The sequence below is a fragment of the Streptomyces sp. C36 genome (assembly GCF_040932295.1).
Taxonomy (GTDB): Bacteria; Actinomycetota; Actinomycetes; order Streptomycetales; family Streptomycetaceae; genus Streptomyces; species Streptomyces triculaminicus.
In genome coordinates this window covers 398,215-423,159 of record NZ_JBFQGI010000006.1, presented here as the reverse complement: position 1 = coordinate 423,159, position 24,945 = coordinate 398,215, and the positions used below count along the sequence as shown (strand labels likewise).

The window sequence follows — 24,945 nt, the reverse complement described above, 5'->3', positions numbered from 1 at the left end:
GCAGGTGATCCGTGTCATCGTCGCCGACGACGAGCCGCTCATCAGGGCGGGCATCAAGATGATCCTCACCTCGGCCGACGACATCGAGGTCGTGGCCGAGGCGGCGAACGGACGCGAGGCGGTCGAGCTGGCCCGGCGGCACCGGGCGGACGTGGCGCTGCTCGACATCCGGATGCCGGTCATGGACGGCCTCACGGCCCTCGGCGAGCTCGGCCGCGCGGTGCCGGGCACACGGGCGCTGATCCTGACCACGTTCGGGGAGCGCGACAACGTCCTGCGGGCCCTGCGCCAGGGCGGGGCGGGCTTCCTGCTCAAGGACTCCGCCCCGAGCGAGCTGATCGGGGCGGTGCGGGCGGCAGCGGCGGGCGACGCGTATCTCTCGCCCGCCGCCACCCGGCACGTGGTCGACTCCCTGGCCGGAGGCGCGGCCGCCACCCGGGCCGAGGAGGCCCGGCAGCGGGTGGCCGTGCTCGGCGACCGCGAACGCGAGGTGCTCGCCCTGCTGGGCGAGGGGCTCTCCAACGCCGACGCGGGCAGGCGGCTCCATATGAGCGAGGCCACGGTGAAGACGTATGTGAGTCGGATCCTCGCCAAGCTCGCATGCGACAACCGCGTGCAGGCCGCCTTGCTGGCGCGCGACGCGGGGTTGGGGTCCTAAGGCACTCAGACCGAAGAAAGTAAGGTTTCAGGCCACCTTTGCCTGACATGTGTTCAGAGATTCGGGGATTTTGCGATATGTTTTTCGGCGTTCCCTCGTGACGGAGCGTCGGACGCGACGCCGGAGCGACGTCGGGAGTGCGTTGCACGCGCTGCGCGCCTCCTCCCGCGGAACACCTCGCACAGGCACGTGGCGGGAGAACCCTTCCCCGCCGCGCATCGCCATGCCGCACCATCTCCAGCCCTGTCCCGCATCACCTAGGCAAAGGCCGCATGTCCGTTCATTCGCTATCGGACCTCATACGTTTCACCCGCCATAACTCTCCCTTCTACTCGGCGCTCTACGCACACCTGCCGGCCGGCACGGACCGTCTCGCCGATCTCCCCGTCGTCGACCAGAACGCCTTCTGGGCAGCGAACACCCTCCAGGACAACACCGTGTTGACCGCCCCGCTCGGCGAGGCGGTCGTCTACAAGACCGGCGGCACCACCGGCGCACCGAAGTTCTCCTGCTTCACCCGCGAGGAGTGGCGGGAGTTCGTCACCGCCTTCGGGCAGGGGCTCGTCGAGGCGGGCCTGCGCCCCGGCCACCGGGTGGCGGACCTCTTCTACGCCGGAGAGCTCTACGCCAGCTTCCTCTTCGTCCTCGACTCCCTCGCCCACGCCCCCGTCGACAACGTCCGCCTGCCCATCGGCGGCGCCGCCCCGCTGGAGACCACGGTCCCCACGCTCGAGGACTTCGGCGCGCAGGTCGTGGCGGGCACCCCGACCACCCTGTGCCGGCTCGCCGAGTACGTGGTCGCGACGGGCCGTCAACTTCCCTCCGTGGAGTTGCTGTTCTTCGGCGGCGAGGCCCTCTTCGACGACCAGCGCCGACTGCTGGCCGCCGCCTTCCCGCATGCCGAGGCACGCTCCCTCGGCTATGCCAGCGTCGACGCCGGCCTCCTCGGCCGCCCCGTGCCTGGCCCCGACCCCCGTGTGCACCGCGCCTTCTCCCCGCACACCGTCGTCGAGATCCTCGACGAGACCACCGACGAGCCCATCGAGGAGGAGGGCCGCGCCGGACGCGTCGTGGTGACCCAGCTCTTCCGCAGGCTCATGCCCGTCATCCGCTACCCCGCGGGCGACCGCGCGGAGTGGACCGACCGCGCCGCCGGCCACTTCCGCATCCTCGGCCGCGCCGAGGAGGGCGTACGCGTCGGGCCAGTGTCGCTGTACTCGCAGGACGCGCTCGCCGCCGTCGCCGCCGCGGACACCGACGGCCGCGTTATGGGCACCCAGCTGGTGGTGCGCCGCCACGAGGGCCGCGACCAGCTCGTGCTCCGCCTCGCCACCGCCCCCGGCGACGACGACCCCGCCGAGCTCGAAGTGCTCGCCAAGGCCGTCGTGGCCGAGCTGAACGCCGCCCGGCCGCTGTACCCCGACAGCGTCGACGCCGGCTACGTCCACCCCATGACCGTGGAATGGGCACGCCACAGCGACCTCGTCGTCAACTCCCGCTCCGGCAAGCTCGTCCGCGTCATCGACGAGAGGCCGACCGCATGACCACCTCCGTTCCGGCGGCCTCCGAAGGCCGCCGCCTGCCCCTCGTCCTGCGCAACCGGGCGTTCGGAACCGTCTGGCTGGGCCAGGTCCTGACCCAGGCCGCGGTGCGGATGTTCCAGGTCGGCATCTCCTGGTGGCTGGTCGCCTACGCCGTCAGCGGCGGCCGGGGACTGGCCTCGGGGCTGTTCATGGCCGTCAGCACGCTGCCCGCCGTGGCCCTGGCGCCCGTCGTCGCCCGGACCGTCGCCCGCTTCGCCCCCCGCTCCGTGCTGCGCGCCGCCGCCGGCGCGGCGGGCGCCGTCGCCGCGGTGCTGGCCGCCTGGGCCTGCGCGAGCGGGCTGCCGCTCGCCGCCGCGTACGCCGCGACGCTCGCCCTCGCCGCCTGCCAGGCCTTCTTCGACCCCTGCCTGACCACCTCGGTGCCCGACCTCGTCGACGACGAGGACATCGAGGCCGCCACCGGCTTCGAGCTGTCCACCCAGTCGCTGGCCGGCCTCGGCGGGGCCCTGCTCGGCGCCCTGATCGTCGACCGGGCGGGCGTCGCGGGCCTCGCCGTGGGCTGCGCCTGCGCCTACGTCGCGGCCGCGGTGCTCATCGCGACCGTCCGCTTCCGCCCGGCCGCGGCCGCCACCGCCGACGGCGACCCGGAGGCCGCCCCGGCGCCCCGGACGCTGCGTCAGATCCTCGCCGGCCTGCCCCAGGTCCGCAGGATCCTGCTCTGCTTCACCGCCGCCAACCTCTTCACCACCGCGGTCTTCGTCGTCATCCCGCTCTACACCAAGTCCGTCCTCGGCGACGGCGGTTCCACCGTCGCCCTGCTCGAGGCCTCGCTGGGCGTCGGCACGCTGATCGGCTCCTTCACCGGCGCCCGGGTGCCCGGCCGCCCCACCGCCCTCGGCGCCTGCCTGCTGGGCGTCATGGCCGCCGCGTTCGCCGTCCCCGGCCTGGTGGCCGGACGGTTCGTCATGGCGGGCTGCCTGGTGGCGGCCGGCTGGTGCGTGGGCGTGATCGGGGTGCGGTTCGTGGCGCTGTTCCAGCGGCTCGTGCCCGCCGCCGACAAGCCCGGCTTCTTCGCGGTGATGCAGGCGGTGCTGGGCGCGACGTTCCCCCTCGCCTCGCTCCTCTTCGGCCTGCTGGGCGACCACCTCTCCGTGCGCGTCCTGTGCCTGATCCAGGCCGCCGGACTGATCCCGGCCGCCTGCGCGCTGGCCCTGCTGCGGGAGAGCACCGACGGGCAGGAGCCCGCCGACGAGCGGACGCCGGAGACCGCCGGCGCGGGAGGACGGGCATGACCATCGTCATCGACGCGGCGACCCCCGCCGACATCGCCGACCTGCGCCAGCTGTACTACGCCGTCTACGGCCCGCACTACCCCGTCGCGCTCGGCACCGACCCCGTGGAGATGTCCCGCCTCATCGCGGACCCGCACTCCCTCTGGCTCGTCGCCCGCTGCCCGCGCACCGGCGGCCTCGCCGGGTCCGCCGCCATCCGCAGCGAGGCCGGCAGCCGCACCGGCAAGCTCGAGGGCCTCGCCGTCCACCCGGACCACCGGGCGGCCGGCCTGGCCGGGACGCTGACCGAGGAGCTGTGCGCGCGGATGCTGGAGACCGGGCGGCTGGACTCGGTGTACGCCACCGTCCGCACCGTCAGCGCCGGCCCGCAGCGCGTGGTCTCCCGCAACGGCTTCAGGCCGCTGGGCGTCCTGCCCAACGCCGTGGACCTCAGCAGCCGGGAAAGCCTCGCACTCTACGCGCGTCACTCCGCCGGGGTCCTGGACCGCCGCGTCCCCGTCCCCGAGGTGCCGGCCCCGCTCGTGCCCCTGCTGCGCACCGTCGAGCGCAACCTGGGCATCGACTACGCGGACACCGCCGTCACCGCGCCGCTGCCCACGCGGGCGAGCACGACGCCGGCGCGGCTGGAGATGATCGAGGCCCCCGGCTTCGTACGCCGCCGCTTCCACGACCGCTTTCCCGACGCCGACCGCTGGTTCTACCCGCTGCACACCCCCAACACCCTGCTGGTGGCCGACGACGACCGCTTCGAGGTGTACGCCTACCTCAACCGCACCGGACGCTACTGCGCCCTGGTCGCCGCCCACCCCGGCCCGGCCGTCGCCGCCGACTGCCTGGAGGCGATCACCCGGACCCTCACCCGGGCCGGCACCGGCTACGTCGAGGCGCTGCTGCCGCTCTCCGAGCACGGGCTGCTCTCGGCCTTCCTGGCCCAGGGCTTCATCCCCAGCGCCCTCTACCCCGCGATGCGCCCCGAGGCCGACGGCGACCGCTTCCACGACTACGTCGTGATGTCCCGTGCCGCCGAGCAGATCGACTTCCGCGGCGTGGTCGTCGACGAACAGCTCCAGCCGTACCTGGACGCCTACGCGTCGGCCTGGGCGTCGACGTACCTGCCCACACTCGAGGTTGCCCCATGACCCCCGTCAATCCCCATCTCGCCCCGGTCGCCGTCCCCGACCCGGCCCTGCTGCCCCATGTGCAGCGGCTGTGCGACCTGACCGACCCCTACGCCTCGGGCCCCGCCGAGGAGGAGCTCTTCGCCGCCGCCATGGCGGAGACCAACGCCTGGCACGCGGACCGTTCGCCCTTCTTCCGGAGCCTCCACGCCGGCGAGCGGCCGTCCACGCCCTACGACGCCCCGCTGGTCCACGCGAACTTCTTCAAGCGCCACGAGGTCCTCTCGATCCCCCGGGACGACGTCCACCTGCACCTGACCTCGTCCGGCACCACCGGCCAGAAGTCGCAGATGTTCTTCGACGAGTGGACCATCCGCTCCGCCCAGCGCATGGTGGCCCGCATCTTCGACCGCAACGGCTGGATCACCCCCGACCAGCCGGTCAACTACCTGCTCTACAGCTACGAGCCCGCCCGCGACCTCAAGCTGGGCACCGCCTTCACCGACAACTACCTGTGCGACTTCGCCCCCGCGCGGCACGTCGAGTACGCCCTGCGCGACACCGGCAACGGCCATGAGTTCGACCCCTTCGGCTGCGTCGCCGCCCTGCGCCGCTTCGCCGAGGAGGACGCGCCCGTACGCATCCTGGGCTTCCCGGCGTTCCTCTGGTTCACCCTGGAGCGGATGAGCGCCATGGGCCTGCCGCCGCTGACGCTCCCCGAGGGCTCCCTGATCATCCTCGGCGGCGGATGGAAGGGCCACACCGACCGGCAGATCGGCAAGCACGAGCTCTACGCCCGCGTCACCGAACAGCTCGGCATCCCCTCCGAGCGGATCCGCGACACCTTCGGCTCCGTCGAGCACTGCGTCCCCTATATCGAGTGCTCGCACCACAACCTCCACGCGCCCGTCTGGTCCCGCGTGTTCATCCGCTCCACGCGCACGCTGGAGCCGCTCGGCCACGGCGAGCGGGGCTACCTGCACCTGGTGTCCCCCTACATCACGTCCGTACCGGCGCAGAGCGTCGTCATGGGCGACCTCGCCTCCCTGCACCCCGGCGAGGAGTGCGGCTGCGAACTGGACACCGACTGGTTCGTCATCCACGGCCGCGCCGGAGTGAGCCGCAACAAGAGCTGCGCGGTGGCCGCCGCCGAACTGATGAAGGGCATGTCGTGACCAACGGGACCACCCACCACCCGCACTACTGGCAGGGCGCCTTCATCGACGACGAGGAGGCGGGCCGGCGCCTGGCCGGACTGCCCGCCGCCGTCGAGGCCGCCCTGGCCAGGCCCCTGGAGACCGAGACCCTCCTGGCCGCCTGCGACACGCTGGCGACCGCCCTGCTCGACCCCGCCCACCCCACCCACGCCCGCCTGGCCCGGCTCCTGCCGGAGGGCGAGGACGCGAGCGTGCTCGCCGAGCTCGGCGCCTTCCTCGGCCGCCGGGAGCTGACCCGCAAGCTCCGCCGTGAGCTCGGCGGCACCGCCCCGCAGCGGCTCGGCCGCCCCGACGCCCGGGAGACCGTCTACGAGGCCTGGGCCCCGGTCGGCCTCGTCGCCCACATCGCCCCCGGCAACGCCGCCACCGTCGCCCCCCTCAGCCTCGTCGAGGGGCTGCTCGCCGGCAACGTCAACATCCTCAAGACCAGCGGCTCCGACAGCCTCCTCGCCCAGCACCTCCTCGCCGAACTGGCCGCCCTCGACGAGAGCGGGGCCATCGCCGAGCGCGTCATCGTGCTGCGCTTCTCCTCCGCGCGGCAGGAGTGGCTGCGGCTGATGTGCGCCCCGGCCGACGCCGTCGCCGTATGGGGTGGCGAGGCCGCCGTCGAGGGCGTCGCCGCCCATGTACCGGCCGGCTGCCGCCTGGTGGAGTGGGGACACAAGATCTCCTTCGCCTACCTCACGCGCGACGCCTGGCGGGACGCGGAGGTCCTCGACGCCCTCGCGGCCGACGTGTGCCTCTACGAGCAGCAGGCCTGCTCCAGCCCCCAGGTGGTCTACCTCGACACCGAGGACGCCGACGAGGTCTTCGCCTTCGCCGAGCGCTTCGCGGCCGTCCTGGCCGCCATGCCGCCCGCCGAACCGCCCACGGACGGGCCCGACCCCGCCGAGGAGGCCGAGCTCACCACCACCGAGCTCATCGCCCGCCTCGAGGAACACCTCGGCCTCACCCACGTCGTCAGCGCCCCCGACGGCTCCTGGCGCGTCATGGCCGACACCCGGCCCGCCCTCACCGCCTCCCCGCTGCACCGCAGCGTGTGGGTCAAGCCGCTGCCCCGCCGGAACATCCTGGCCACCCTGCGCCCCATGCGCCGCTACCTGCAGACCGCGGGCATCGCCGGGAACCGCACCGACACCGCCGAGCTCGCCCGGCTGACCCTGGCCGCGGGCGCCACCCGCGTCACCCCGGTCGGTGCCATGCAGGCCGGTTACTCCGGCGAGCCGCACGACGGCGTCTACGCCCTGCAGCGTTACAGCCGCCGCGTCGCCGTCCAGGCCGACGAGCGCTTCGCCACCACCGCGTGCCTGGACGACCTGGCGCGCCCGGTGGAGTTCCCCGCGCCGAGCGGACCCCTGCTGGACAAGGCCGCCGTCCAGGAACTCAACCACGACGTCGACCGGCGCGACGCCGAGCTGTACTTCCGCAGCGGCGGCAGCACGGGCACGCCGGCCCTGTCCCTGTTCACCTACGACGACTACGACACCCAGATGCACGCCGCCGCCCGCGGCCTGCTGGCCGCCGGCTACGACCCGGCACGCGACCGCACCGCCAACCTCTTCTACTGCGGCGGCATGTACGGCGGCTTCATCAGCTTCTTCTCCATCCTGGAGCGGCTGGGCGGGGTCCAGATGCCCATCGCGGCGAGCGCCGACCACCGGGCCACGGCCGAGGCGATCGTCGCCCACGAGGTCGACACCCTCTTCGGCATGCCCTCGTACCTGTGGCAGCTCCTCCACGAGGAGGGCGAACGGCTGCGCGCCTACGGCGGCATCCGCAGGATCTTCTACGGCGGCGAGCACTTCACGGCAGAACAGCGCCGCACCCTCGCCGAGACCTTCGGCATCGAGACCATACGCTCGATCACCTACGGCAGCACCGACCTGGGCCCCCTGGGCTACCAGTGCGCCGAGAGCACCGGCGGCGTCCACCACCTGCACGCCGACCTGCACACCCTCGAGATCCTCGAGACCGACGCCGACCGCCCCGTGACGCCCGGCGACACCGGCCGCCTGGTCTTCACCACCCACGCCCGGCGCGGCCAGAACCTGGGCCGCTACGTGATCGGCGACCTCGGCCGCGCCGTTCCCGGCCGCTGCCCCTGCGGAAGCCACGCCCCGCGCTTCGAACTGCTCGGCAGGCTCGGCGACGTGATGCGCGTGGCCACGTACTTCCTCAACTACCGGCGCATCGTCGCCATCGCCGAGGAGGACCGCGGCTACTCCGGCGAACTCCAGGTGCTCCTCACCGACGCGGGCCCGCGCGAGCGGCTCACCGTCCGCATCGAGGACACCTCCACGGCGACCCCGGACGACCTGCGCACCGCCCTCCTCGCCGGCTACCCGGAGCTGCGGTCGGCCGTCGAGGAGCGCCTGCTCGACCTCGTGGTCGAGACGGCGGACACCGCGGACTTCCACCGCACGGCGTCCAGCGGAAAGCTGCGGGCGGTGGTGGACGAGCGGCACTGAGCGCTCCGCTTGGTAGTGCGTTCGCGTTCGTCCGCGCGCCGGCGGGGGCCGGTCGCGCGGTTCCCCGCGCCCCTTACGGGGCGCGGGTACCGCACCGGACGTCGACAGGACCGCTCGGTCGCGCCCCGCGTCGCAGTCAGAATCGCGTCAACGTCGCGGCCCGGCCTGCCGCCGCCCGCCCCGACGACCTGACGATGGGTCATAACCCCGCAGGCCGCCGGGCGGCGCGCCGCCGCCCCCGAGACGAAGGAGCGGCACCATGCCCCAGGCCGGTGCTCCGTCCGACACGCCGGGTAATCGCCCCGGCACACTGAAGGTCTTCCTCGGCGCGGCCCCGGGAGTCGGCAAGACCTACCGGATGCTGGACGAGGGCTGGCGCCGGTCCCTGCGCGGCACCGACGTCGTCGTGGCCCTCGCCGAGTGCCACCACCGCCCGCACACCGAGGAGATGCTCGAGGGCCTGGAGATCCTGCCCCGGCTGCGCCGCACCCACCGGGGCGTGGAGTACGCCGAGCTCGACCTCGCCGCCGTCCTCGAACGCCGCCCCCATGTGGCGCTCGTCGACGAACTGGCCCACACCAACGCCCCGGGCGCCGGCCACCCCGAGCGCTGGCAGGACGTCGAGGAACTGCTGAGGGCCGGAATCGACGTCGTCACCACCGTCAACATCGAGGACCTCGAGTCCCTGAGCGACGTCGTCGAGAAGATCACCGGCGTGCCGCGGCACGAGACCGTCCCCGACGAGGTCGTGCGCCGCGCCCACCAGATCGAACTCGTCGACATGGCACCCGAGGCGCTGCGCCGCCGCATGGCCCACGGCAACATCCACGCCCCCGAGGAGATCGACGCCGCGCTCTCGCACTACTTCCGCGTCGGCAACCTCACCGCCCTGCGCGAGCTGGCCCTGCTGTGGGTCGCCGAGCGGGTCGACGAGACCCTGCACCGCTACCGCGCCGAGCACGGCATCGGCGGCGTGTGGGAGACCCGGGAACGCGTGGTCGTCGGCATCACCGGCGGCGCCGAGGGCGACACCCTCATCCGCCGTGCCGCCCGCATCGCCGCCCGGTCCTCCGGCGGGGACCTGCTCGCCGTCCACGTCGCCCGCAGCGACGGACTCGCCGGGGCCTCGCCCGCCGCGCTGGCCCGGCAGCGGCAGCTCGTGGAGAGCCTGGGCGGCAGCTACCACACCGTCGTCGGCGACCACGTGCCCATGGCCCTGCTGGAGTTCGCCCGCGCCGAGAACGCCACCCAGATCGTGGTCGGCGTCAGCCGCCGCGGCCGGCTGCAGCGCGTCCTCGCCACGCGCGGGGTGGGGGAGGCGGTGGTCGAGGCGTCCGGGGACATCGACGTCCACCTGGTCACCCACGAGCGGGCGGGGCGGGGCCGCGGCCGGCCCGCCCCCGGCCGGGACCTCGCCCTCGCCCGCCGGCTCGGCGGGCCCCTCGCCGGGCTCGCGCTGCCCGCCCTGCTGACCCTGCTGCTGCGGCGCCCGGCCGTCGCCGACGCCCTCAACCTCAACCTCACCAGCGAGGCCCTGATCTTCCTGGTGGCCGTCGTCGGCGTGGCCTGCATCGGCGGGGTGCTGTCCGCCCTGCTGGCGTCCCTCGCGGCCTCGCTCCTGCTCAACTACTACTTCATTCCGCCCGCCGGCCGCTTCACCATCGCCGAGGCCAACAACGTTCTGGCCCTGGTGGTGTTCGCGCTCGTCGCCGTCACCGTCGCCGCCGTCGTGGACCGCTCGCTGCGGCTCAGCCGCCGCGCCGCCCGCGCCACCGCCGAGGCCCAGACCCTGTCCTCGCTCGCGGGCGGCATCCTGCGCGGCGAGCAGGACGTGCCCGTCCTGCTGGAACGCACCCGCGAGACCTTCGGCATGGAGTCCGTCGAGCTGCGCCCGCGCCACGGGGACGGGGAAACGGTACGGGCGGGCCGCGCGCCGGACGACGGGGACGGCAGCGGTATCCGGGTGCCGGTGGGGGAGGACCGCCTGCTCGTCCTGCGCGGTCGCGACCTGCCCGCCACCGAACGGCGGGTGCTCACCGCCTTCGCCGCCCATCTGACGGCCGCCGTGGAACGCGCCCGTCTCGCCGAGGCGGCGGCCGAGATCGAACCCGTCAGGGCCGCCGACCGCATGCGCACCGCCCTGCTCGCCGCCGTCAGCCACGACCTGCGCACCCCGCTGGCCAGCGGCTGGGCGGCCGTCAGCTCCCTGCGCAGCCGGGACGTGCGCTTCTCCGACGAGGACAAGGAGGAACTGCTGGCCACCGCCGAGGAGTCCCTGGCCCGGCTCAACCGGCTGGTGGACAACCTCCTCGACATGAGCCGCATCCAGGCGGGCGCCCTGACCCTCCACCTGCAGCCCACCGCGCTCGCCGACGTGCTCCCGCCCGCCCTGGACAGCCTGCCGGAGCCGCCGGCCGACCCCGTCGTCGCCCAGGACCTGACGCCCGTACCGGACGTGCTCGCCGACCCGCCGCTGCTCGAGCGCGTCCTCGCCAACCTGGTCGCCAACGCCGCCCGTCACTCGCCGCCCGGCCGTCCGGCCACCGTCACCGCCAGCGTCCTCGCCGGCCGCGTCGAGCTGCGCGTCGTCGACCGGGGGCCCGGGATACGCGCCGCCGACCGCGAACGGGCCTTCGCGCCGTTCCAGCGGCTCGGCGACACCGACAACACCACCGGCCTCGGCCTGGGCCTGGCCCTCTCCCGGGGCCTGACCGAGGCCATGGGCGGAACGCTCACCCCCGAGGAGACCCCTGGCGGCGGCCTGACGATGGTCGTCTCGCTGCCCGCCGTCCCGGCGCCGACGGCGGGGGACACAGGGTCCGAGTAGGAACGGAACAGGGAACCGGTGTCGCTGTCGAAATGGGTCAGCGGGCGAGGGAGACGGCGAAGGGGGTGAAGCCGTGGCGGCGCAGGACATGGGGGACGACGAGGATCATGGCTTCTGTCGCGCGGGCGGTGGTGATGTCGCCGAGGTCTTCGATCCGGTCGGTCCGCCAGCCCAGGTCGCCGAGCAGCCTGGTGACGGTCTTCTTGGCCTGCTCGTCGTTTCCGGAGAGGTAGGCGGTGGGCGGGGTGGTCAGTGCCTCGGGGGCGGTCATGACCATGAACAGCATGGTGTTGAGGGTCTTGACGACGTGGGTGTCGGGCAGAGCGGCCTGGAGCTGTTCGGCGAGGCTGCTGCCCGGGTAGCACAGGTCGCCGGGCAGCCCGTCGTCGGCGTCGTGGGTGGCGTTGGAGACATCGATGAGGATCTTGCCGGCGAGTTCGGCCCGCAGGGCGGTGAGTCGGCCCAGGGAACTGTCGCCGGGGGTGGCGTTGATCACGATGTCCGCGGTGCGGGCGGTGGTGGAGTGATCCGCATAGCGGAGTGCGGTGCCGTCCGCGGGCGGGGTGCCCGTCTCTTCGCCGTTCTAGCGGCGGCCGAGGGTGACGTGGTGTCCCGCCGCGGTGAGGGTGCGGGCGAGGTTGGTGCCGACGCGGCCGGCGCCCAGGATACCGATGTCGGTCATCAGGGGGGCTCCTTGTGGTCTGGGGTGGGAGGGTCGGGATGGTTCGGGTGGGGCCGGTCAGATCGAGGACAGGATGTCGAGCGCGGCGGTGTGGATCTGGGGGGCGGCGGCCAAGAAGTCGCGGCCGGCCGTGTTCCAGGGCTTGCCGTCCAGGTCGGTGACGGTGCCTCCGGCCTCGGTGACCAGCAGGGCGCCGGCGACGAGGCCGGAGCGGACATCGGAGAACTGCCAGAAGGCGTCCATGCGTCCGGCGGCGACGTGGATGAGCTGCAGCGTGGCCGGGACGGACACGCGCACGACGAGACCGGCGGTGAGCATGGCGGTGACCGATGCGCCGATGCGGCGGAAGGTGTCGGTGCTCTCGCCGGGCCGGGCCTGGCCGGTGCCGATCAGCGCGGCACCCAGGTCACTCTTGGCCGACACGGTCAGGGTATGGCCGTTGAGGTGGGCACCGCCGCCGGCGGTGGCGGTGTAGGTGTCGCCGGTCAGCGGGAGGTGAACGACCGTGAGGACCGGCTGGTTGTCACGCACCAGGGTGGCGGTGACGGCCCAGTCCGGCATGCCGTGGACGTGGTTGATGTTGCCCTCGGCCGGGTCGACGACCCACCACTCGCCCGGCGGGAGTGCCCCGCCGGCCAGCTCGTCCTCCGCCCACCGCGACCCCGGCCTCGCCCGCAGCAGCGGCTCACGCATCACGGCGAGGACCGCGTCGTCATTCGCGTGGATCTCGCCGACGACCTCTTCCAGGCTCACGCCCCGGGCATGGGTCGTGTAGCGCTCCCGCAGGGTGACTCCGGCGTCCTCCACCGCGGCGGTCACCGCGGACAGGAGCGTGGCGTCGAGGCCGAAAGGCATGGCTGTGGTCATGGTGCACTCCCCGGATTCGGCAGAAGCGGGGCGACCGTTGGCGCTTTCCCCGGCCCCGCACCTCAAAGTTAGAAGCCGCAATTGTTAACAACAAGTGCATGGTTTTCACTCGTACAGTTACTGTCATGCAACTGGATTTGAATCTGCTCACCGCCCTGGACGCCCTGCTGGAGGAGGGCAGCGTGGCCGGGGCCGCGGCCCGCCTCCACGTCACCGCACCGGCGATGAGCCGCTCCCTGGGCCGTATCCGCAAAGCCACCGGCGACCAGATCCTGGTCCGCACCGGACGCCACATGACTCCCACCACCCGCGCCCTGGCCATGCGCACCCAGGTCCACGCCCTGGTGCAGCAGGCCCACCAGCTGCTGTCCGCTCAGGAGGAACTCGACCTGGCGACTCTGGAGCGGGTGTTCACCGTCCGCTGGCACGACGCCCTCACCACCACCTGCGGGACCGCCCTGATCGCCGCGGTACACCGCCAGGCTCCCGGGGTACAACTGCGTCTGACCGCCGAGCCCGGTGACGACACCCCCGAGCTGCGCCGCGGCGAGGTCGACCTCGCCTCCAGTGCCGGCCCGCCGTCCCTGCCCGACATCCGCCACCGCCTCATCGGCCGCGACCGGCTCGTCCTCGCCGTCCGCCCGGGCCACTCCCTCACCGAACAGTCCGTTACCGCCGAGAGGTACGCCGCGGCCGATCACCTCACCGTCTCCCGACGCGGACGCCTCCACAACCGGATCGACGAAGCCCTGACCGCACTCGGCCACGAGCGCCGCGTCATCGCCTCCGCCCCCACCACGGCCACCGCACTGCAACTCGCCCGCGACACCGACCTCGTGGTCACCCTCCCCGACGCGGCCACCCGCTCCGCCCGCCACCAGCTCGGCCTGACCACACTGCCGCTGCCGCTCGAACTGCCCGAAGTACCCCTCCACCTGCTCTGGCACCAGCGCTACGACAACGACCCCGCCCACGCCTGGCTGCGCGAAACAGCCGCCCGAACCCTCCGGGCCCTGTTCACTCCCCCCGACCGGTGACGGCCTGGCAGGTCACATTCCTACGCGGACCCCGACACGCCCCGAGGCCGGGCGAGGAAGGCGCGGACCTGTCGGGAGACCGTGTCGTCCGTCAGCAGCCCGTTGTGCGTGGGGCAGCCCTCGGCCCGGGTGTTGACGGCGCCGGCGAGCTCGGTGCTCGAGACCGGGACGATCACGCCGTCGCACGGCGACGACCACGTCCCGTAGCGCGTGGTGCCGGGAGTCTCGTCACCGGAGTTGAGCCGCGTCAGGACGTACGAACCGGGGGTCATGTCCTTGCATGCCTGGTTCCACAGCGCGCACACCCAGGCCGTGGTCGTCCCGTGGTTGGGCCCCGCCAGCGACGCCCAGTGCCCGACCTTGTCCGCGCCGCCGCCGAACTTCACGTACCAGCGCGAGGGCAGGCTGCCCAGGCTGTGCGCGACGATGTCCACGCGCGAGGCCCCGGTGCGGGCCAGCACCGCGTCGACGTAGGAGGACAGCAGGCCGGAGAGCACCTCGTTCGTCGACTGGCGGGTGTCGTACGACCAGGCCGCGAGCCGGTCCTCGGGATACCCGGCGCGGACGAAGTCGGCACGCATCTCGCCCCACACGCCCGGGTCCGCGTTGGCGCCGTGCACGAACACCACAGGATCGGGAGGAGTGCCAGCGGCCAGGGCGGGCGGAGCCGCGCCGAGGGCGACGGCGGACAGGACGAGCGAGAGGGCGGCGATGAGCAGACGGCGCATGGGATGGGGGCACCTTTCTGTTCTGCACGTCGGTTCGGCACTTCGGTTCGGCACTTCGGTTCCGTAACGGTGCTGCGCAGGGATCGCGTCCTGCGCGGCGATCCGCTCCTGTGCGCCGGAACTATGCCAGCCACACCGGCCGCACGGACAGGGGAAGCCGCGTGCATGGAAGGAACCCATCCGGGTAACTCGTCCGCTCTGCAAGGTGAACAGCGATGCGCCGCCGCGAGCGGCGCCCTGCGATTGGGGGCACGACCCATGTCCATATCCCGCACGACGTGGCGCACCACTTGGCGCACGGGGGCAGCGCTCGCCGTCCTCGCCGCGCTGACGACGTCCGCCGGCGCGTTCGCGGCGCCTGCGGGCGCCCCCGCCGGAGCCACGGCGAAGCCCGCGCCGGACCACGAGGGCAGCCCGTCCTCGGCCGTCGACCGGGTGGCGGCCTTCTACGGCGCGTACGTGGACGCCCGCACGGGCACCCCGGACGGAGCCCTGTCCGACGCCCTGCGCGCGCACTTCCTGACCCGCGAGTTCCGCGGGCGCCTGGCGGCCTGGGAGCGCAAGCACGGAGCGGACGGGGTCTTCCGCGCGCAGAACACCCCGCACGCGTGGCGTGTGAGCTACGACAACAGCGGCGCCGGCCACACCTGGACGCGCGTCCGGCTGGCCTGGGGCGACGAGGCGAAGCCCACGTACACCTATGTGAGCGTGCAGTCCGACCTGAACACGAAGCTGATCTCCGACATCAAGGAGGCGGACGGGACGACGGGGGAGTGAGGGTCATGTGACTGGCCGGAAAGAGGCGTCGGCCGGGACCGTTTGGGTCCCGCGCCGCGCCCGGCGTACCAGGATGGCCGCATGTCGAAGACCCTCAGCAGCGTGTCGCCCCGGCAGGTCGCCGACGACTACGTCGAGGCCCTGGTCGCCCTCGACCCGGCCACCGGCTCGAACCTCGGCGTCGCCGAGAGCCATCGCCGCCTCCCCGACCCCTCCCCCGACGGGCAGCAGGCGCTCGCCGATCTGGCGCTCGCCACGCTCCGGCGGCTGGACGGGGCCGAGGCACGGGCGGGTACCGGTGACGGGCCCGAGCGGCGCTGCGGACGGCTGCTGCGCGAGCGGCTGACCGCTCAGCTCGCCGTGCACGACGCGGGAGAGGGGCTGTGCGCGGTCAGCAACCTGCGCTCGCCGGTGCACACCGTCCGCAAGGCGTTCACCGTGATGCCGACGGAGACCGAGGAGGACTGGGCGGCGGTCGCGGAGCGGCTGGATGCCGTCGGCGGCGCGCTCGAGGGATACCGGGCCGCTCTGACGCTGGGCCTGGAGCGCTCCCTGCACGGCGGTCCCCGCGCGGTCGCCGCGCTGATCGGCCAGCTGACCGCCTGGGCGGAGACCGCGGGAGGCTGGTTCCAGGACTTCGCCGCGGCCGGCCCGGGCCGCCTGCGCACCGGCCTGGACGCCGCGGCCCGGCGTGCCGACGACGCGGTGGGCGCGCTGCGCGACTGGCTGCGCGACGTCTACGCCCCCGCCGTCGAGGACTCCCCGGACACGGTGGGGCGCGACCGGTACGCCCTGTGGGCGCGGCAGTTCAACGGCGCCGACCTCGACCCGGACGAGGCGTACGCCTACGGGTGGTCCGAATACCACCGGCTGCTGGCCGAGATGCGCCGCGAGGCCGCCAGGGTGCTGCCCGGCGCGGGCCCCTGGGAGGCGCTGGCCCACCTCGACGAGCACGGGGCCCACATCGAGGGCGTCGCGGAGGTCAGGGCCTGGCTGCAGGAACTGACGGACGAGACGATCACCGCACTGGACGGAACGCAGTTCGATCTCGCCGAGCGGGTGAAGAGGGTGGAGGTGCGCATCGCGCCGACGGGCAGCGCCGCGGCCCCGTACTACACCGCCCCCTCCGAGGACTTCTCCCGGCCCGGCCGGACCTGGCTGCCGACGATGGGCGCGACCCGCTTCCCCGTCTACGACCTGACCGCCGTCTGGTACCACGAGGGAGTGCCCGGCCACCATCTGCAGCTGGCGCAGTGGAGACATGTCACGGACCGGCTCTCCCGCTACCAGGCGACGGTCGGGGTGGTCGGCGCGGACACCGAGGGCTGGGCGCTGTACGCCGAGCGGCTCATGGACGAGCTGGGCTTCTTCACGGACGCCGAGCGCCGGCTCGGCTACCTCGACGGGCAGATGATGCGGGCCGTCCGCGTGATCATCGACATCGGCATGCACCTGCGGCTGGAGATCCCGGCGCACTCCCCGTTCCACCCGGGCGAGCGCTGGACCCCGGCGCTGGCGCAGCGGTTCCTCGCCGCGCACTGCGGCCGTCCCGCCGACTTCCTGGAGAGCGAGATGGTCCGCTACCTCTCGGTGCCGGCCCAGGCCATCGGCTACAAGCTGGGCGAACGGGCCTGGCTGCTGGGGCGGGAGCGGGCGCGGGCCGCGCGTGGCGGCTCCTTCGACGCCAGGGCCTGGCACATGGCGGCCCTGTCCCAGGGGTCGCTGGGCCTGGACGACCTCGTCGAGGAACTCGGCCGGCTCTGAGCGGACCGCCGGGGCCCTCCCGGCTCGCCGGCGCGGGGCTGTCACAGCCAGCTCAGCTGTGCCGCCTTCAGACCCGCCTCGAAGCGGCTGCGCGCGCCCAGGCGGTCCATGATGGAGGCCATCGTGCGGCGGGCGGTGCGGGGGGAGATGTGGAGCTGTCTGGCGGCGAACTCGTCCGTGTGTCCCTGGGCGATGTAGGAGAGCAGGGCGCGTTCGTGGCCGGACAGCGCGGGGCCGGAGGCGAGCGGGGCGGACCGTTCCCAGGTCTGGTCGAAGAGGGCGGTCAGGGGGGCCAGCAGCGCCGGGCCGGAGAGGTACAGGGCGCCCTTGCGGGTGTCGTCCGGATCGATGGGGATCAGGGCCGAGGCCCCGTCGACGACGACCATCCGCGGCGGCAGGCTCGCCGCGGTGCGGAACTCGCCGCCCTGGTCGGTCAGCCACCGCGCGTAGTCGAGGGTCGCGGCGTCCTCGCGGATCCCGTCCAGGCCGATCGTACGGATCGTCACCCCGCGGTCCATGGCGTGCCCGTCGTTGAGCCGCGCCGCCCGCAGGGCCGCCGCCGACTGGGGGCCGCCCGGCATGAACGTCAGCACTTCGCGGACCGCTTCGCGGGACAGTTCCTGCAGCCGCCGCTGCACCGCGTCCATGCCCTCCAGCCGCTCGACGCCGCCGCCGTCGGAGGGACGGGTTCCGGTGTGGGCGAGCATGCGGACGAACGAGGCGTGGCTCGCGGCTATCTGCCGCTGGCGCTCGATCAGTTCGTCGTGCTGCCGGGCCAGCAACTGCTGGAGGCCCACGGCCGGCTCCACGGCCACGAAGCGGCCGGGCGCCTCGAAGGACTCCTGGATCAGCCGGAGTTCGAACAGCTTGTCCAGGCAGGCGCGGACGCGGTCGGAGCTGGTCGCCAGGCGGGCCGCGATCTCCTCGACGCCCAGGGCGGGGGACTCCACCATCTCTCGGTAGACGGCCTCGTCCGTCGTCTCCAGGCCGAGCGTAGCGAACATTCGTTCCCCATTCATGTGACATGTGCCCCCGTGGCGGACAGTGTGGGCCGAGGCGGTCAACAGCGGATCAACACGCATTGAATGCAGGTCCCGCCGACCGTGTCACAAACCGGCCTGGACGGTTTGGACCGGCCCGAAACGCTTCCCGGGCCGAGGGGCCGCCGACCAGGATGGTTCCACCGGGACGGCGCGGCACACCCCGCCACCCGGTCTGCTCCAGCAGCACCACCAGCCCGGTCAGCCCGATCAGACGAGGTGTTTCCCATGGCAGTCCGCACCCGTGTCCCCGGCGGCCCCGCCGCACCGGCCGCAGCCGTCCGCCAGGTCCCGACCGCCCGGGTGGTGCGGCCGCTGTGATCTGGGACTGACACACCCCCCGCCATGCGACTGACCGCCATCACTCTGACCGCCACCGGGCCCGGCGCCCGTCAGGTACTCGACGCAGCGCAGGTGTCCGCCGTGCTGTGGGTCGCGGCAGTCGCCGAGGACCGCCTGGAGCACGTCAGCATCCGCTGCGCTCCCGGCCACGTCCACCTGGGGATCTTCACCCTGGCCCGGTCCGAGGCCACCGCCGCGGCCGCCGCCCTCGGCATCTGCCGGCGCGCGCTGGCCATGTCCCCGCTCCTGCGCGACTGGAGCGTCGGCGCCCTCCGCGCCGCGTAGGGCGGGCATCCGTCACCCGTTCCGCACGCCGGTCACCGGTGTACGCCACGCCGGTGCGCCGCCGTGCCCGAAACCCCCACCACCCCCATCCACGAGAGAGGGAATCCCCCATGGCCAACCCCTTCGAGGGCGACGACGGCGACTACCTGGTCCTGACGAACGAGGAGAACCAGCACTCGCTCTGGCCCGCCACCATCGAGGTGCCCGCCGGATGGACCGTCGCCCACAGCGAGGACACCCGGGCCGCCTGCCTGGACCACATCGAGCGGACCTGGACCGACATGCGCCCGGGCTCCCTGATCGCCCTCACCCGCGAGCCCTAGCCGGTCCGGTCCGGCCCACCCCCGCCCCGCCCACCCGACCCGGAGATCCCCATGTCCGAACAGTGGCACCCGGCCCGCACGGCCCGCCCCCGGCACTACCTGATGTGCCGCCCCACGCACTTCACCGTCGACTACCGCATCAACCCCTGGATGGACCCCGCCAAGCCGGTCGACACCGCGCTGGCCGTGCTCCAGTGGGAGCGGCTGTACGAGCTCTACCAGGAGCTCGGCCACACCGTCGAGCTGATCGAGCCGCTGCCGGGCCTGCCCGACATGGTGTACGCCGCGAACGGCGCCACCGTCCACGACGGCCGGGTCCTGGTCGCCAACTTCCGCTACGAGCAGCGGGCCGCCGAGGCCGCCGCGTACCGCGAGTGGTTCGAGAACGCCGGCCACACCGAGGTGCGGGACGCCGTCCACACCAACGAGGGCGAGGGCGACTACCTGGTGGCCGGCGACCGGGTGCTGGCCGGCACGGGATTCCGTACCGAGCCCGCCGCGCACGCCGAGGCCCAGGAGCTGTTCGGCGTGCCCGTCGTCGGCCTGACCCTCGTCGACCCCCGCTACTACCACCTCGACACCGCGCTCGCCGTCCTCGACGACGACGAGATCATGTACTACCCGGACGCCTTCTCGGACGCGAGCCGGCGGACGCTGCGGGAGCTGTACCCGGACGCGATCCTCGCCGACGAGGCGGACGCCGAGGTGTTCGGCCTGAACGCCATCTCCGACGGGCTCAACGTCCTCCTCCCGCAGGCCGCGACGGCCCTCGCCGACAAGCTCGCCGCCCGCGGCTTCCGGCCCGTCGGCGTCGACCTGTCCGAACTCCTCAAGGGCGGCGGCAGCGTCAAGTGCTGCACCCTGGAGATCCGCCACGGCGCCACGGGCGGCCGGCGGTGAACGGCCGCTGGACCGTGGAACCCGGAAGACCCACCACCCTCGAGGCCCCCCACCTGTCCGGCGTCGAGGAGGCCGTCGCCTGGCTGGAGTCCACGCACACCGAGCTGCTGGCCGGCCTGCGGGAGCACGGGGCCATCTACTTACGCGGCCTGCCCGTGCACAGCGTCGAGGCCTTCGCGCAGGTCCGCGACGTGCTCGTACCGCGGCGCACCCCCTACCGGGAGAAGGCCACGCCCCGCAGCGACTTCGGCGGCGGCGTCTACTCCTCCACGGACCTGCCAGCCGCCCAGCCGATCAGACCCCACAACGAGAACAGCTACACCCTCACCTTCCCCGGGCTGCTGCTCTTCGGCTGCCTGAGCGCACCCGAGCAGGGCGGAGCCACCCCCGTCACCGACTGCCGCAGCGTGCTGCGCGGCCTCCCCCCGCACCTGGTGGAGCGGATGCGCACCCACGGCTGGCTGCTCAAGCGCGCCTACTCCGAGCACCTCTCGGTGGACTGGCAGTCCGCGTTCGACACCGACTTCCCGGCCGAGGCGGAGCGCTACTGCCAGGAGAACCTCATCTCCTGGACCTGGCGCGAGGACGGCGGCCTGAGCACCCGCCAGCTGCGGCCGGGCATCGTCCGCCACCCGGAGACCGGCGAGGAGGTGTGGTTCAACCACCTGGCCTTCTGGAACGAGTGGTCGCTGGAGGACGAGGTCCGCGAGGCGCTCGTGGAGGAGCTCGGCCACGACGGGCTGCCCTTCAACACCGCCTTCGGCAACGGCCTGCCCCTCACCCGCGAGGAGCTCGACACCGTCAACGCCGCCTACGAGGCGGCCACCGTCCGCCGGCCGTGGGAGCCGGGCGACCTGATGCTCGTCGACAACGTCCTCACCGCGCACGGCCGCGACCCCTACTTCGGCGACCGCCGGATCCTGGTCGCCATGGGCGCCCCCCTGGCGCTCGCCGACTGCCGGCCCACCGTGGAACCCGCCGCCGACGCGCCCTGCCCCATACCGGAGGCGGTGACCTCGCATGACTGACGTCCGCACGCTCCCGCTCCCCGCGGACCCGGTGGACCGGTTCCTGCAGACCGTACGGGCCCTGCCGGACCGCACGGCCGTCATCGGACCCGACGCCACCCTCACCTTCGCCGAACTGGACGCCCGCACCGGGGACCTCGCCGGCCGCCTCCACGACCTGGGCATCGGCCCGGGCGACCGGGTGGGCGTCGGCCTGCCCCGGGGCGTGGACTGGGTGGTGGCACCCCTCGCCGTCTGGCGCGCGGGCGCCGCCTACGTCCCCCTCGACCCGGCCCACCCCACCGCCCGGCTCGCCCGCGTCGCCGCCGACGCCGGGCTGCGCGCGCTGGTGACGGACACCGGCACACCCTCCTGGCTCACCGGCCTGCCGGTCCTCACGCCCGGCCCCACGGGCGCCGCCGCACCGCCGCGCGGGAGGGCGGACGCCCTGGACCCCGCGTACGTCATCCACACCTCCGGATCCACCGGCACCCCCAAGGGCGTCGAGGCCTGCCGGGGCGGCGTCGCCGCCCTCATCGCCGCCCTGGAGCAGCGGGGCGTGTACGCCGACGGCCACCGGGTCGTCGCCTGGAACGCGAGCATGTCCTTCGACGCCTCCGTCCAGCAGTGGGTCCGGGTGTGCCGCGGCGACACCCTGGTCGTCCTCGACGACGCGGACCGCACCGACCCGCACCGGCTGGCCGCGCTCCTCGCCGAGCACCGGGTGACCGACCTCGACCTCACCCCCTCCCACTGGGCCGCCCTCGCCCCCCACCTGCTGCCGCGGGCCGCCCCCGGGCGGACGCTGCGCCTGCTCATCGGCGGCGAGCCGGTGCCGCCGCGCATGTGGCGCGAGCTCGCCGACGCCTCGGCCGAGGGCCGGATCGAGGCGTTCAACCTCTACGGGCCCACCGAGACCACCGTCGACGCCACCGCCTGCCGCGTCGAAGGCCCCGGCCCGCACCTGGGCAGCCCCCTGCCGCGGGTACGGGCGTACGTCCTCGACGACGCCCTGCGCCCCGCCCCCGCCGGCACCGCCGGCGAGCTCTACCTGGCGGGGCCCGGCCTGGCCAACGGCTACACCGGCCGGCCGGCGCTCACCGCCGAACGGTTCGTCGCCGACCCCTTCGCCGCGGACGGCACCCGCATGTACCGCACCGGCGACGAGGTCCGCGAAGGCGCCGACGGAACCCTGGAGTTCCTCGGCCGCACCGACCGGCAGGTCAAGGTCCGCGGCTTCCGGGTGGAGCTCGGCGAGGTCGAGGCGGCCCTGTGCTCGCACCCCGGCGTCACCGGCGCGGTGGCGACCGTACGCCGGGGGACCGAGATCCTCGCCCACTACGTGCCGGCCGGCGGCGCGGCCCCCACCACCGCCGAGCTGCGGGCGCACACCGCCGCGGCGCTGCCCGGCTACATGGTCCCGACCGCGTTCGTCGCGCTGGACGCCCTGCCGAGGACCGTCAGCGGCAAGGTCGACGTACGCGCCCTGCCGGACCCGGAGCCGCGGTCCACGCCGGAACGCCCCGGCCCCGGCCCCGGCAGCGAGATCGAGGAGCTGATCGCCGGCGTGTGGTCGGAGGTCCTCGGCCGCGACGACATCCACCCCGACGACGACTTCTTCGCCCTCGGCGGCCACTCCCTGGTGGCGCTGCGCGTCGTCTCCCGCCTCAAGAAACGGATCGGCGTCGTCATGCCGACGAAGGACGTCTACCGGCACCCGCGCCTGCGCGACCTCGCCGGGCACGCCGAAGCACTGCGCGCGGGGAGGACGGGATGAGCACCGCACACGGCACCACGGTGCTCGCCCTGAAGCGGACCGAGCGGGCGGAACGGACGCTGGTGTGCCTCGGCTTCTGCGGCGGCGGCACGGCGGCCTACCACGAGTGGGCCGCCGCGATGCCGCCCGCCACCGACCTCCTCGCCGTCTGCTACCCCGGCCGCGAGGGGCGCTTCGCCGAGGACTTCGCCGAGGACTGGGGCGCCCTAGCCGAGGACGCCACCGCCGCCGTGCGCGCCGCCACGGCGGACGGCGCCCCGTACGTCCTCTTCGGCCACAGCATGGGCGGCTGGATGGCGTTCGACGTCGCCACCCGGCTGGCCGCGGCGGGCGACCCGGCGCCGGAGGCGCTGGTGGTGTCCGCGTGCAACGCCCCGGACCGGGGCCTGACCGAGCGCGACCGGTTCCCCGACCCGCGCGACACGGACGACGAGCTCCTGACGTGGATGAGCACCCACGGGCTGCTGCCCGCGCACGTCCTCGAGGACGAGGACCTGACGGAGATGGCGGTGGAGCTGATGCGCGCCGACCTCCGGGTCCGCGACACCTTCACCCACACCGGGGCGAAGGTCGCCGTCCCCCTCCAGGTCCTCTCCGGCGCCGACGACCCGGTCGTCGAGGACGAGGCCGGAACCCGCTGGGGCGGCCTGACGACCGCCGCCCACCGGCACGACGTGCTGCCCGGCAGCCACTTCTACACCCCCGGCATCTGGCGCACCCTCCCGGACCGCATCGCGGCGCTCCACCCCGACGCACCCCTGACGAAAGGCGCCCTGAGCGGATGACCGGCGACACCTCACTGATCCGGCACCTCGTCGACGCCGCCCACCGGCACCGCGACGCCGTCGCCGTGACCGACGGCGGCATCCACCACACCTACGCCGAACTCGACGCGGCCTCGGCCGAGATCGCCGGCGGACTCGCCGCGCGCGGCATCGGCCCCGGCGCCGTCGTCGCCGTCCTCGCCACCCGCTCCTGGGAGCGCTGCGTCGCGCTCCTCGGCGCCTGGCGGGCCGGCGCGGGCGTCCTGTCCGTCGACCCGGGCCTGCCGCCGGCCAGGGCCCGCAAGGTCGCGCACGGCGCCGGCTGCGCGCTGGTGCTGCGCGCCGCCGACCTGCCCCCCGCCGGCTGGGACATCCCCGAACACACCATCGGCGAGGTGCGCGGCCCCCGCCGGGACCGGGTCACCGACGGGCCGGTGTGCTACGTCATCTCCACCTCCGGCTCCACCGGCGAACCCAAGGCCGTGGCACTGCCCCCGGTCGTCCTCGCCGGCCTCGGCCGGTGGCACGTGCGCCACTGGCGCTACCAGTCCCCGCCGCACACCCTGCACACCACGTCCGTCGGCTTCGACGTCGGCTACGAGGAGATCGTCGCCACCTGGCTGGCCGGAGCGGCACTGATCGTCGTCGACGACGAGGAGCGACAGGACCCCTTCACGCTCGTCGACATCATCCGCGACAACGGCGCGGCCCGCGTCTTCCTGCCCGTCGTCGGACTGCACGGACTGGCGATGGCGACCGCCGTCGAGGCCATGGAACTGCCCACCCTCCGCGAGATCCTGGTGAGCGGTGAGCCGCTGGTCGTCAACGACGAGGTCCGCGATCTGTGCGCCCGCGGCGCCATCGACCTGGTGAACCAGTACGGGCCCAGCGAGACCCACGTCGTCACCCAGCACCGGCTGCCCGGCTACCCCGCCTCCTGGCCCGACCACCCGCCCATCGGCACCCCCGTCGCCGACGCGGAACCACTGCGCCTGGACGACGGCCGGCTGCGGCCGTTCGAGCCCGGCGAGGAGGGCGAACTCGTCATCGCCGGCGACTGCGTGGCCCTGGGCTACCTCGGCGACGACGACCTGACGGCACGGAAGTTCCGCACGGCCGTGCACCGCGACGGCGGAACCCGCCGCTGCTACCTCACCGGCGACCTGGTGCGCTTCGACGGCACCACCTTCCACTTCCTCGCCCGCGCCGACGACCAGCTCAAGGTCAACGGGTACCGGGTGGAGCCCGGCGAGGTGGAGGCCGTCCTCGGCGGCGTCCCCGGCGTCCGCCGGGCCGCCGTCGTCGGCGTGAAGGTCGCCGTCTCGACCCAGCTGGCCGCCGCCTACCTGCGCGAGACCGGCTCGGACGTCGGCACCGACGACCTGATCCGCGCCTGCGCCGCCCAGCTCCCCGCCTACATGGTGCCGAAGCGGTTCACCGCGCTCGACGCCCTGCCCGTCACCCCCAACGGCAAGATCGACCGGGCCCGGCTCCGGGACATGGTCTGACGCCGCCTCACCGGCCCTGA

20 protein-coding genes and 1 pseudogene are annotated in these 24,945 nt (G+C 73.8%); 17 read left to right on the top strand and 4 right to left on the bottom strand.

What is annotated here, in order from left to right:
• Positions 1–4: 4 nt before the first annotated feature.
• From AB4K12_RS20955 to AB4K12_RS20925, 7 genes are all read left to right on the top strand, one after another.
• Positions 5–658, top strand: coding sequence for a response regulator transcription factor (locus tag AB4K12_RS20955; protein ID WP_207248285.1), 654 nt, complete (start codon positions 5–7; stop codon positions 656–658).
• Between the two features lie 272 nt (positions 659–930).
• The gene (locus AB4K12_RS20950) at positions 931–2,202 is read left to right on the top strand and encodes a phenylacetate--CoA ligase family protein (RefSeq protein WP_368435634.1); all 1,272 of its coding nucleotides are present in this window, start codon (positions 931–933) and stop codon (positions 2,200–2,202) included.
• The gene (locus AB4K12_RS20945) at positions 2,199–3,494 is read left to right on the top strand and encodes an MFS transporter (protein WP_368435633.1); all 1,296 of its coding nucleotides are present in this window, start codon (positions 2,199–2,201) and stop codon (positions 3,492–3,494) included. Before AB4K12_RS20950 ends, AB4K12_RS20945 begins: the two co-directional genes overlap by 4 nt.
• Positions 3,491–4,633 carry an N-acetyltransferase family protein gene (locus AB4K12_RS20940; RefSeq protein WP_368435632.1) on the top strand — a complete coding sequence of 381 codons (1,143 nt, stop codon included), beginning with the start codon at positions 3,491–3,493 and terminating at the stop codon, positions 4,631–4,633. Before AB4K12_RS20945 ends, AB4K12_RS20940 begins: the two co-directional genes overlap by 4 nt.
• The gene (locus tag AB4K12_RS20935; protein WP_368435631.1) at positions 4,630–5,787 is read left to right on the top strand and encodes an acyl-protein synthase; all 1,158 of its coding nucleotides are present in this window, start codon (positions 4,630–4,632) and stop codon (positions 5,785–5,787) included. The genes AB4K12_RS20940 and AB4K12_RS20935 overlap by 4 nt, the downstream gene beginning before the upstream one ends.
• Positions 5,784–8,297 carry an acyl-CoA reductase gene (locus AB4K12_RS20930; protein WP_368435630.1) on the top strand — a complete coding sequence of 838 codons (2,514 nt, stop codon included), beginning with the start codon at positions 5,784–5,786 and terminating at the stop codon, positions 8,295–8,297. The genes AB4K12_RS20935 and AB4K12_RS20930 overlap by 4 nt, the downstream gene beginning before the upstream one ends.
• Positions 8,298–8,556: 259 nt before the next feature.
• The gene (locus AB4K12_RS20925) at positions 8,557–11,124 is read left to right on the top strand and encodes an ATP-binding protein (protein WP_368435629.1); all 2,568 of its coding nucleotides are present in this window, start codon (positions 8,557–8,559) and stop codon (positions 11,122–11,124) included.
• A gap of 37 nt (positions 11,125–11,161) precedes the next feature.
• Here the strand turns inward: AB4K12_RS20925 and AB4K12_RS20920 are convergent.
• Together AB4K12_RS20920 and AB4K12_RS20915 are read right to left on the bottom strand one after the other, a co-directional pair.
• A pseudogene (locus AB4K12_RS20920) lies at positions 11,162–11,806 on the bottom strand (NADPH-dependent F420 reductase).
• Positions 11,807–11,863: 57 nt separating this feature from the next.
• Entirely contained in the window at positions 11,864–12,673 is an 810-nt protein-coding gene (locus tag AB4K12_RS20915) for an inositol monophosphatase (RefSeq protein ID WP_368435628.1), read from the bottom strand.
• 125 nt (positions 12,674–12,798) lie between these two features.
• Here AB4K12_RS20915 and AB4K12_RS20910 point away from each other — a divergent pair, with 125 nt between their 5' ends.
• On the top strand, positions 12,799–13,710 hold the full coding sequence (locus AB4K12_RS20910; RefSeq protein ID WP_368435627.1) for a LysR family transcriptional regulator: 912 nt from the start codon (positions 12,799–12,801) through the stop codon (positions 13,708–13,710).
• Between the two features lie 20 nt (positions 13,711–13,730).
• On the opposite strand, the gene AB4K12_RS20905 is transcribed toward AB4K12_RS20910, so the two are convergent.
• A complete protein-coding gene (locus AB4K12_RS20905; RefSeq protein ID WP_368435626.1) occupies positions 13,731–14,438 on the bottom strand; it encodes an esterase/lipase family protein in 708 nt (235 codons plus the stop codon).
• Positions 14,439–14,696: 258 nt separating this feature from the next.
• Here AB4K12_RS20905 and AB4K12_RS20900 point away from each other — a divergent pair, with 258 nt between their 5' ends.
• On the top strand, positions 14,697–15,215 hold the full coding sequence (locus AB4K12_RS20900) for a hypothetical protein (RefSeq protein WP_368435625.1): 519 nt from the start codon (positions 14,697–14,699) through the stop codon (positions 15,213–15,215).
• Positions 15,216–15,296: 81 nt separating this feature from the next.
• A complete protein-coding gene (locus AB4K12_RS20895) occupies positions 15,297–16,979 on the top strand; it encodes a DUF885 domain-containing protein (protein ID WP_368435624.1) in 1,683 nt (560 codons plus the stop codon).
• A gap of 41 nt (positions 16,980–17,020) precedes the next feature.
• Here AB4K12_RS20895 and AB4K12_RS20890 read toward each other — a convergent pair whose 3' ends face one another.
• Complete coding sequence (locus AB4K12_RS20890) at positions 17,021–17,983, bottom strand: LuxR C-terminal-related transcriptional regulator (protein ID WP_368435623.1); 963 nt, start codon at positions 17,981–17,983, stop codon at positions 17,021–17,023.
• Between the two features lie 381 nt (positions 17,984–18,364).
• Between AB4K12_RS20890 and AB4K12_RS20885 the strand changes: the two genes are divergently transcribed.
• From AB4K12_RS20885 to AB4K12_RS20855, 7 genes are all read left to right on the top strand, one after another.
• A complete protein-coding gene (locus AB4K12_RS20885) occupies positions 18,365–18,646 on the top strand; it encodes a hypothetical protein (protein WP_368435622.1) in 282 nt (93 codons plus the stop codon).
• A gap of 110 nt (positions 18,647–18,756) precedes the next feature.
• Entirely contained in the window at positions 18,757–18,969 is a 213-nt protein-coding gene (locus tag AB4K12_RS20880) for an MbtH family protein (protein WP_368435621.1), read from the top strand.
• A 51-nt stretch (positions 18,970–19,020) separates the two neighbouring features.
• Positions 19,021–19,869 (top strand): dimethylargininase, encoded by an 849-nt coding sequence (gene ddaH / locus AB4K12_RS20875; protein ID WP_368435620.1) that lies wholly within the window; start codon positions 19,021–19,023, stop codon positions 19,867–19,869.
• A gap of 14 nt (positions 19,870–19,883) precedes the next feature.
• Positions 19,884–20,897 carry a TauD/TfdA family dioxygenase gene (locus AB4K12_RS20870; RefSeq protein ID WP_368435619.1) on the top strand — a complete coding sequence of 338 codons (1,014 nt, stop codon included), beginning with the start codon at positions 19,884–19,886 and terminating at the stop codon, positions 20,895–20,897.
• A complete protein-coding gene (locus AB4K12_RS20865) occupies positions 20,890–22,653 on the top strand; it encodes an amino acid adenylation domain-containing protein (protein WP_368435618.1) in 1,764 nt (587 codons plus the stop codon). The genes AB4K12_RS20870 and AB4K12_RS20865 overlap by 8 nt, the downstream gene beginning before the upstream one ends.
• Entirely contained in the window at positions 22,650–23,438 is a 789-nt protein-coding gene (locus tag AB4K12_RS20860) for a thioesterase II family protein (RefSeq protein ID WP_368435617.1), read from the top strand. Before AB4K12_RS20865 ends, AB4K12_RS20860 begins: the two co-directional genes overlap by 4 nt.
• On the top strand, positions 23,435–24,925 hold the full coding sequence (locus AB4K12_RS20855; RefSeq protein ID WP_368435616.1) for an AMP-binding protein: 1,491 nt from the start codon (positions 23,435–23,437) through the stop codon (positions 24,923–24,925). The genes AB4K12_RS20860 and AB4K12_RS20855 overlap by 4 nt, the downstream gene beginning before the upstream one ends.
• The last annotated feature ends 20 nt before the right edge of the window (positions 24,926–24,945 follow it).

What these genes read in the sequence shown, in the direction of transcription:
- AB4K12_RS20945 (WP_368435633.1), top strand. Translation starts at nt 2,199, where the DNA reads ATGACCACCTCCGTTCCGGCGGCCTCCGAAGGCCGCCGCCTGCCCCTC.
- AB4K12_RS20885 (WP_368435622.1), top strand. Translation starts at nt 18,365, where the DNA reads ATGCGACTGACCGCCATCACTCTGACCGCCACCGGGCCCGGCGCCCGT.
- AB4K12_RS20900 (WP_368435625.1), top strand. Translation starts at nt 14,697, where the DNA reads ATGTCCATATCCCGCACGACGTGGCGCACCACTTGGCGCACGGGGGCA.
- AB4K12_RS20925 (WP_368435629.1), top strand. Translation starts at nt 8,557, where the DNA reads ATGCCCCAGGCCGGTGCTCCGTCCGACACGCCGGGTAATCGCCCCGGC.
- AB4K12_RS20895 (WP_368435624.1), top strand. Translation starts at nt 15,297, where the DNA reads ATGTCGAAGACCCTCAGCAGCGTGTCGCCCCGGCAGGTCGCCGACGAC.
- AB4K12_RS20915 (WP_368435628.1), bottom strand. Translation starts at nt 12,673, where the DNA reads ATGACCACAGCCATGCCTTTCGGCCTCGACGCCACGCTCCTGTCCGCG.
- AB4K12_RS20865 (WP_368435618.1), top strand. Translation starts at nt 20,890, where the DNA reads ATGACTGACGTCCGCACGCTCCCGCTCCCCGCGGACCCGGTGGACCGG.
- AB4K12_RS20880 (WP_368435621.1), top strand. Translation starts at nt 18,757, where the DNA reads ATGGCCAACCCCTTCGAGGGCGACGACGGCGACTACCTGGTCCTGACG.
- AB4K12_RS20935 (WP_368435631.1), top strand. Translation starts at nt 4,630, where the DNA reads ATGACCCCCGTCAATCCCCATCTCGCCCCGGTCGCCGTCCCCGACCCG.
- AB4K12_RS20890 (WP_368435623.1), bottom strand. Translation starts at nt 17,983, where the DNA reads ATGTTCGCTACGCTCGGCCTGGAGACGACGGACGAGGCCGTCTACCGA.
- AB4K12_RS20910 (WP_368435627.1), top strand. Translation starts at nt 12,799, where the DNA reads ATGCAACTGGATTTGAATCTGCTCACCGCCCTGGACGCCCTGCTGGAG.
- AB4K12_RS20860 (WP_368435617.1), top strand. Translation starts at nt 22,650, where the DNA reads ATGAGCACCGCACACGGCACCACGGTGCTCGCCCTGAAGCGGACCGAG.
- AB4K12_RS20905 (WP_368435626.1), bottom strand. Translation starts at nt 14,438, where the DNA reads ATGCGCCGTCTGCTCATCGCCGCCCTCTCGCTCGTCCTGTCCGCCGTC.
- AB4K12_RS20940 (WP_368435632.1), top strand. Translation starts at nt 3,491, where the DNA reads ATGACCATCGTCATCGACGCGGCGACCCCCGCCGACATCGCCGACCTG.
- AB4K12_RS20950 (WP_368435634.1), top strand. Translation starts at nt 931, where the DNA reads ATGTCCGTTCATTCGCTATCGGACCTCATACGTTTCACCCGCCATAAC.
- ddaH (WP_368435620.1), top strand. Translation starts at nt 19,021, where the DNA reads ATGTCCGAACAGTGGCACCCGGCCCGCACGGCCCGCCCCCGGCACTAC.
- AB4K12_RS20855 (WP_368435616.1), top strand. Translation starts at nt 23,435, where the DNA reads ATGACCGGCGACACCTCACTGATCCGGCACCTCGTCGACGCCGCCCAC.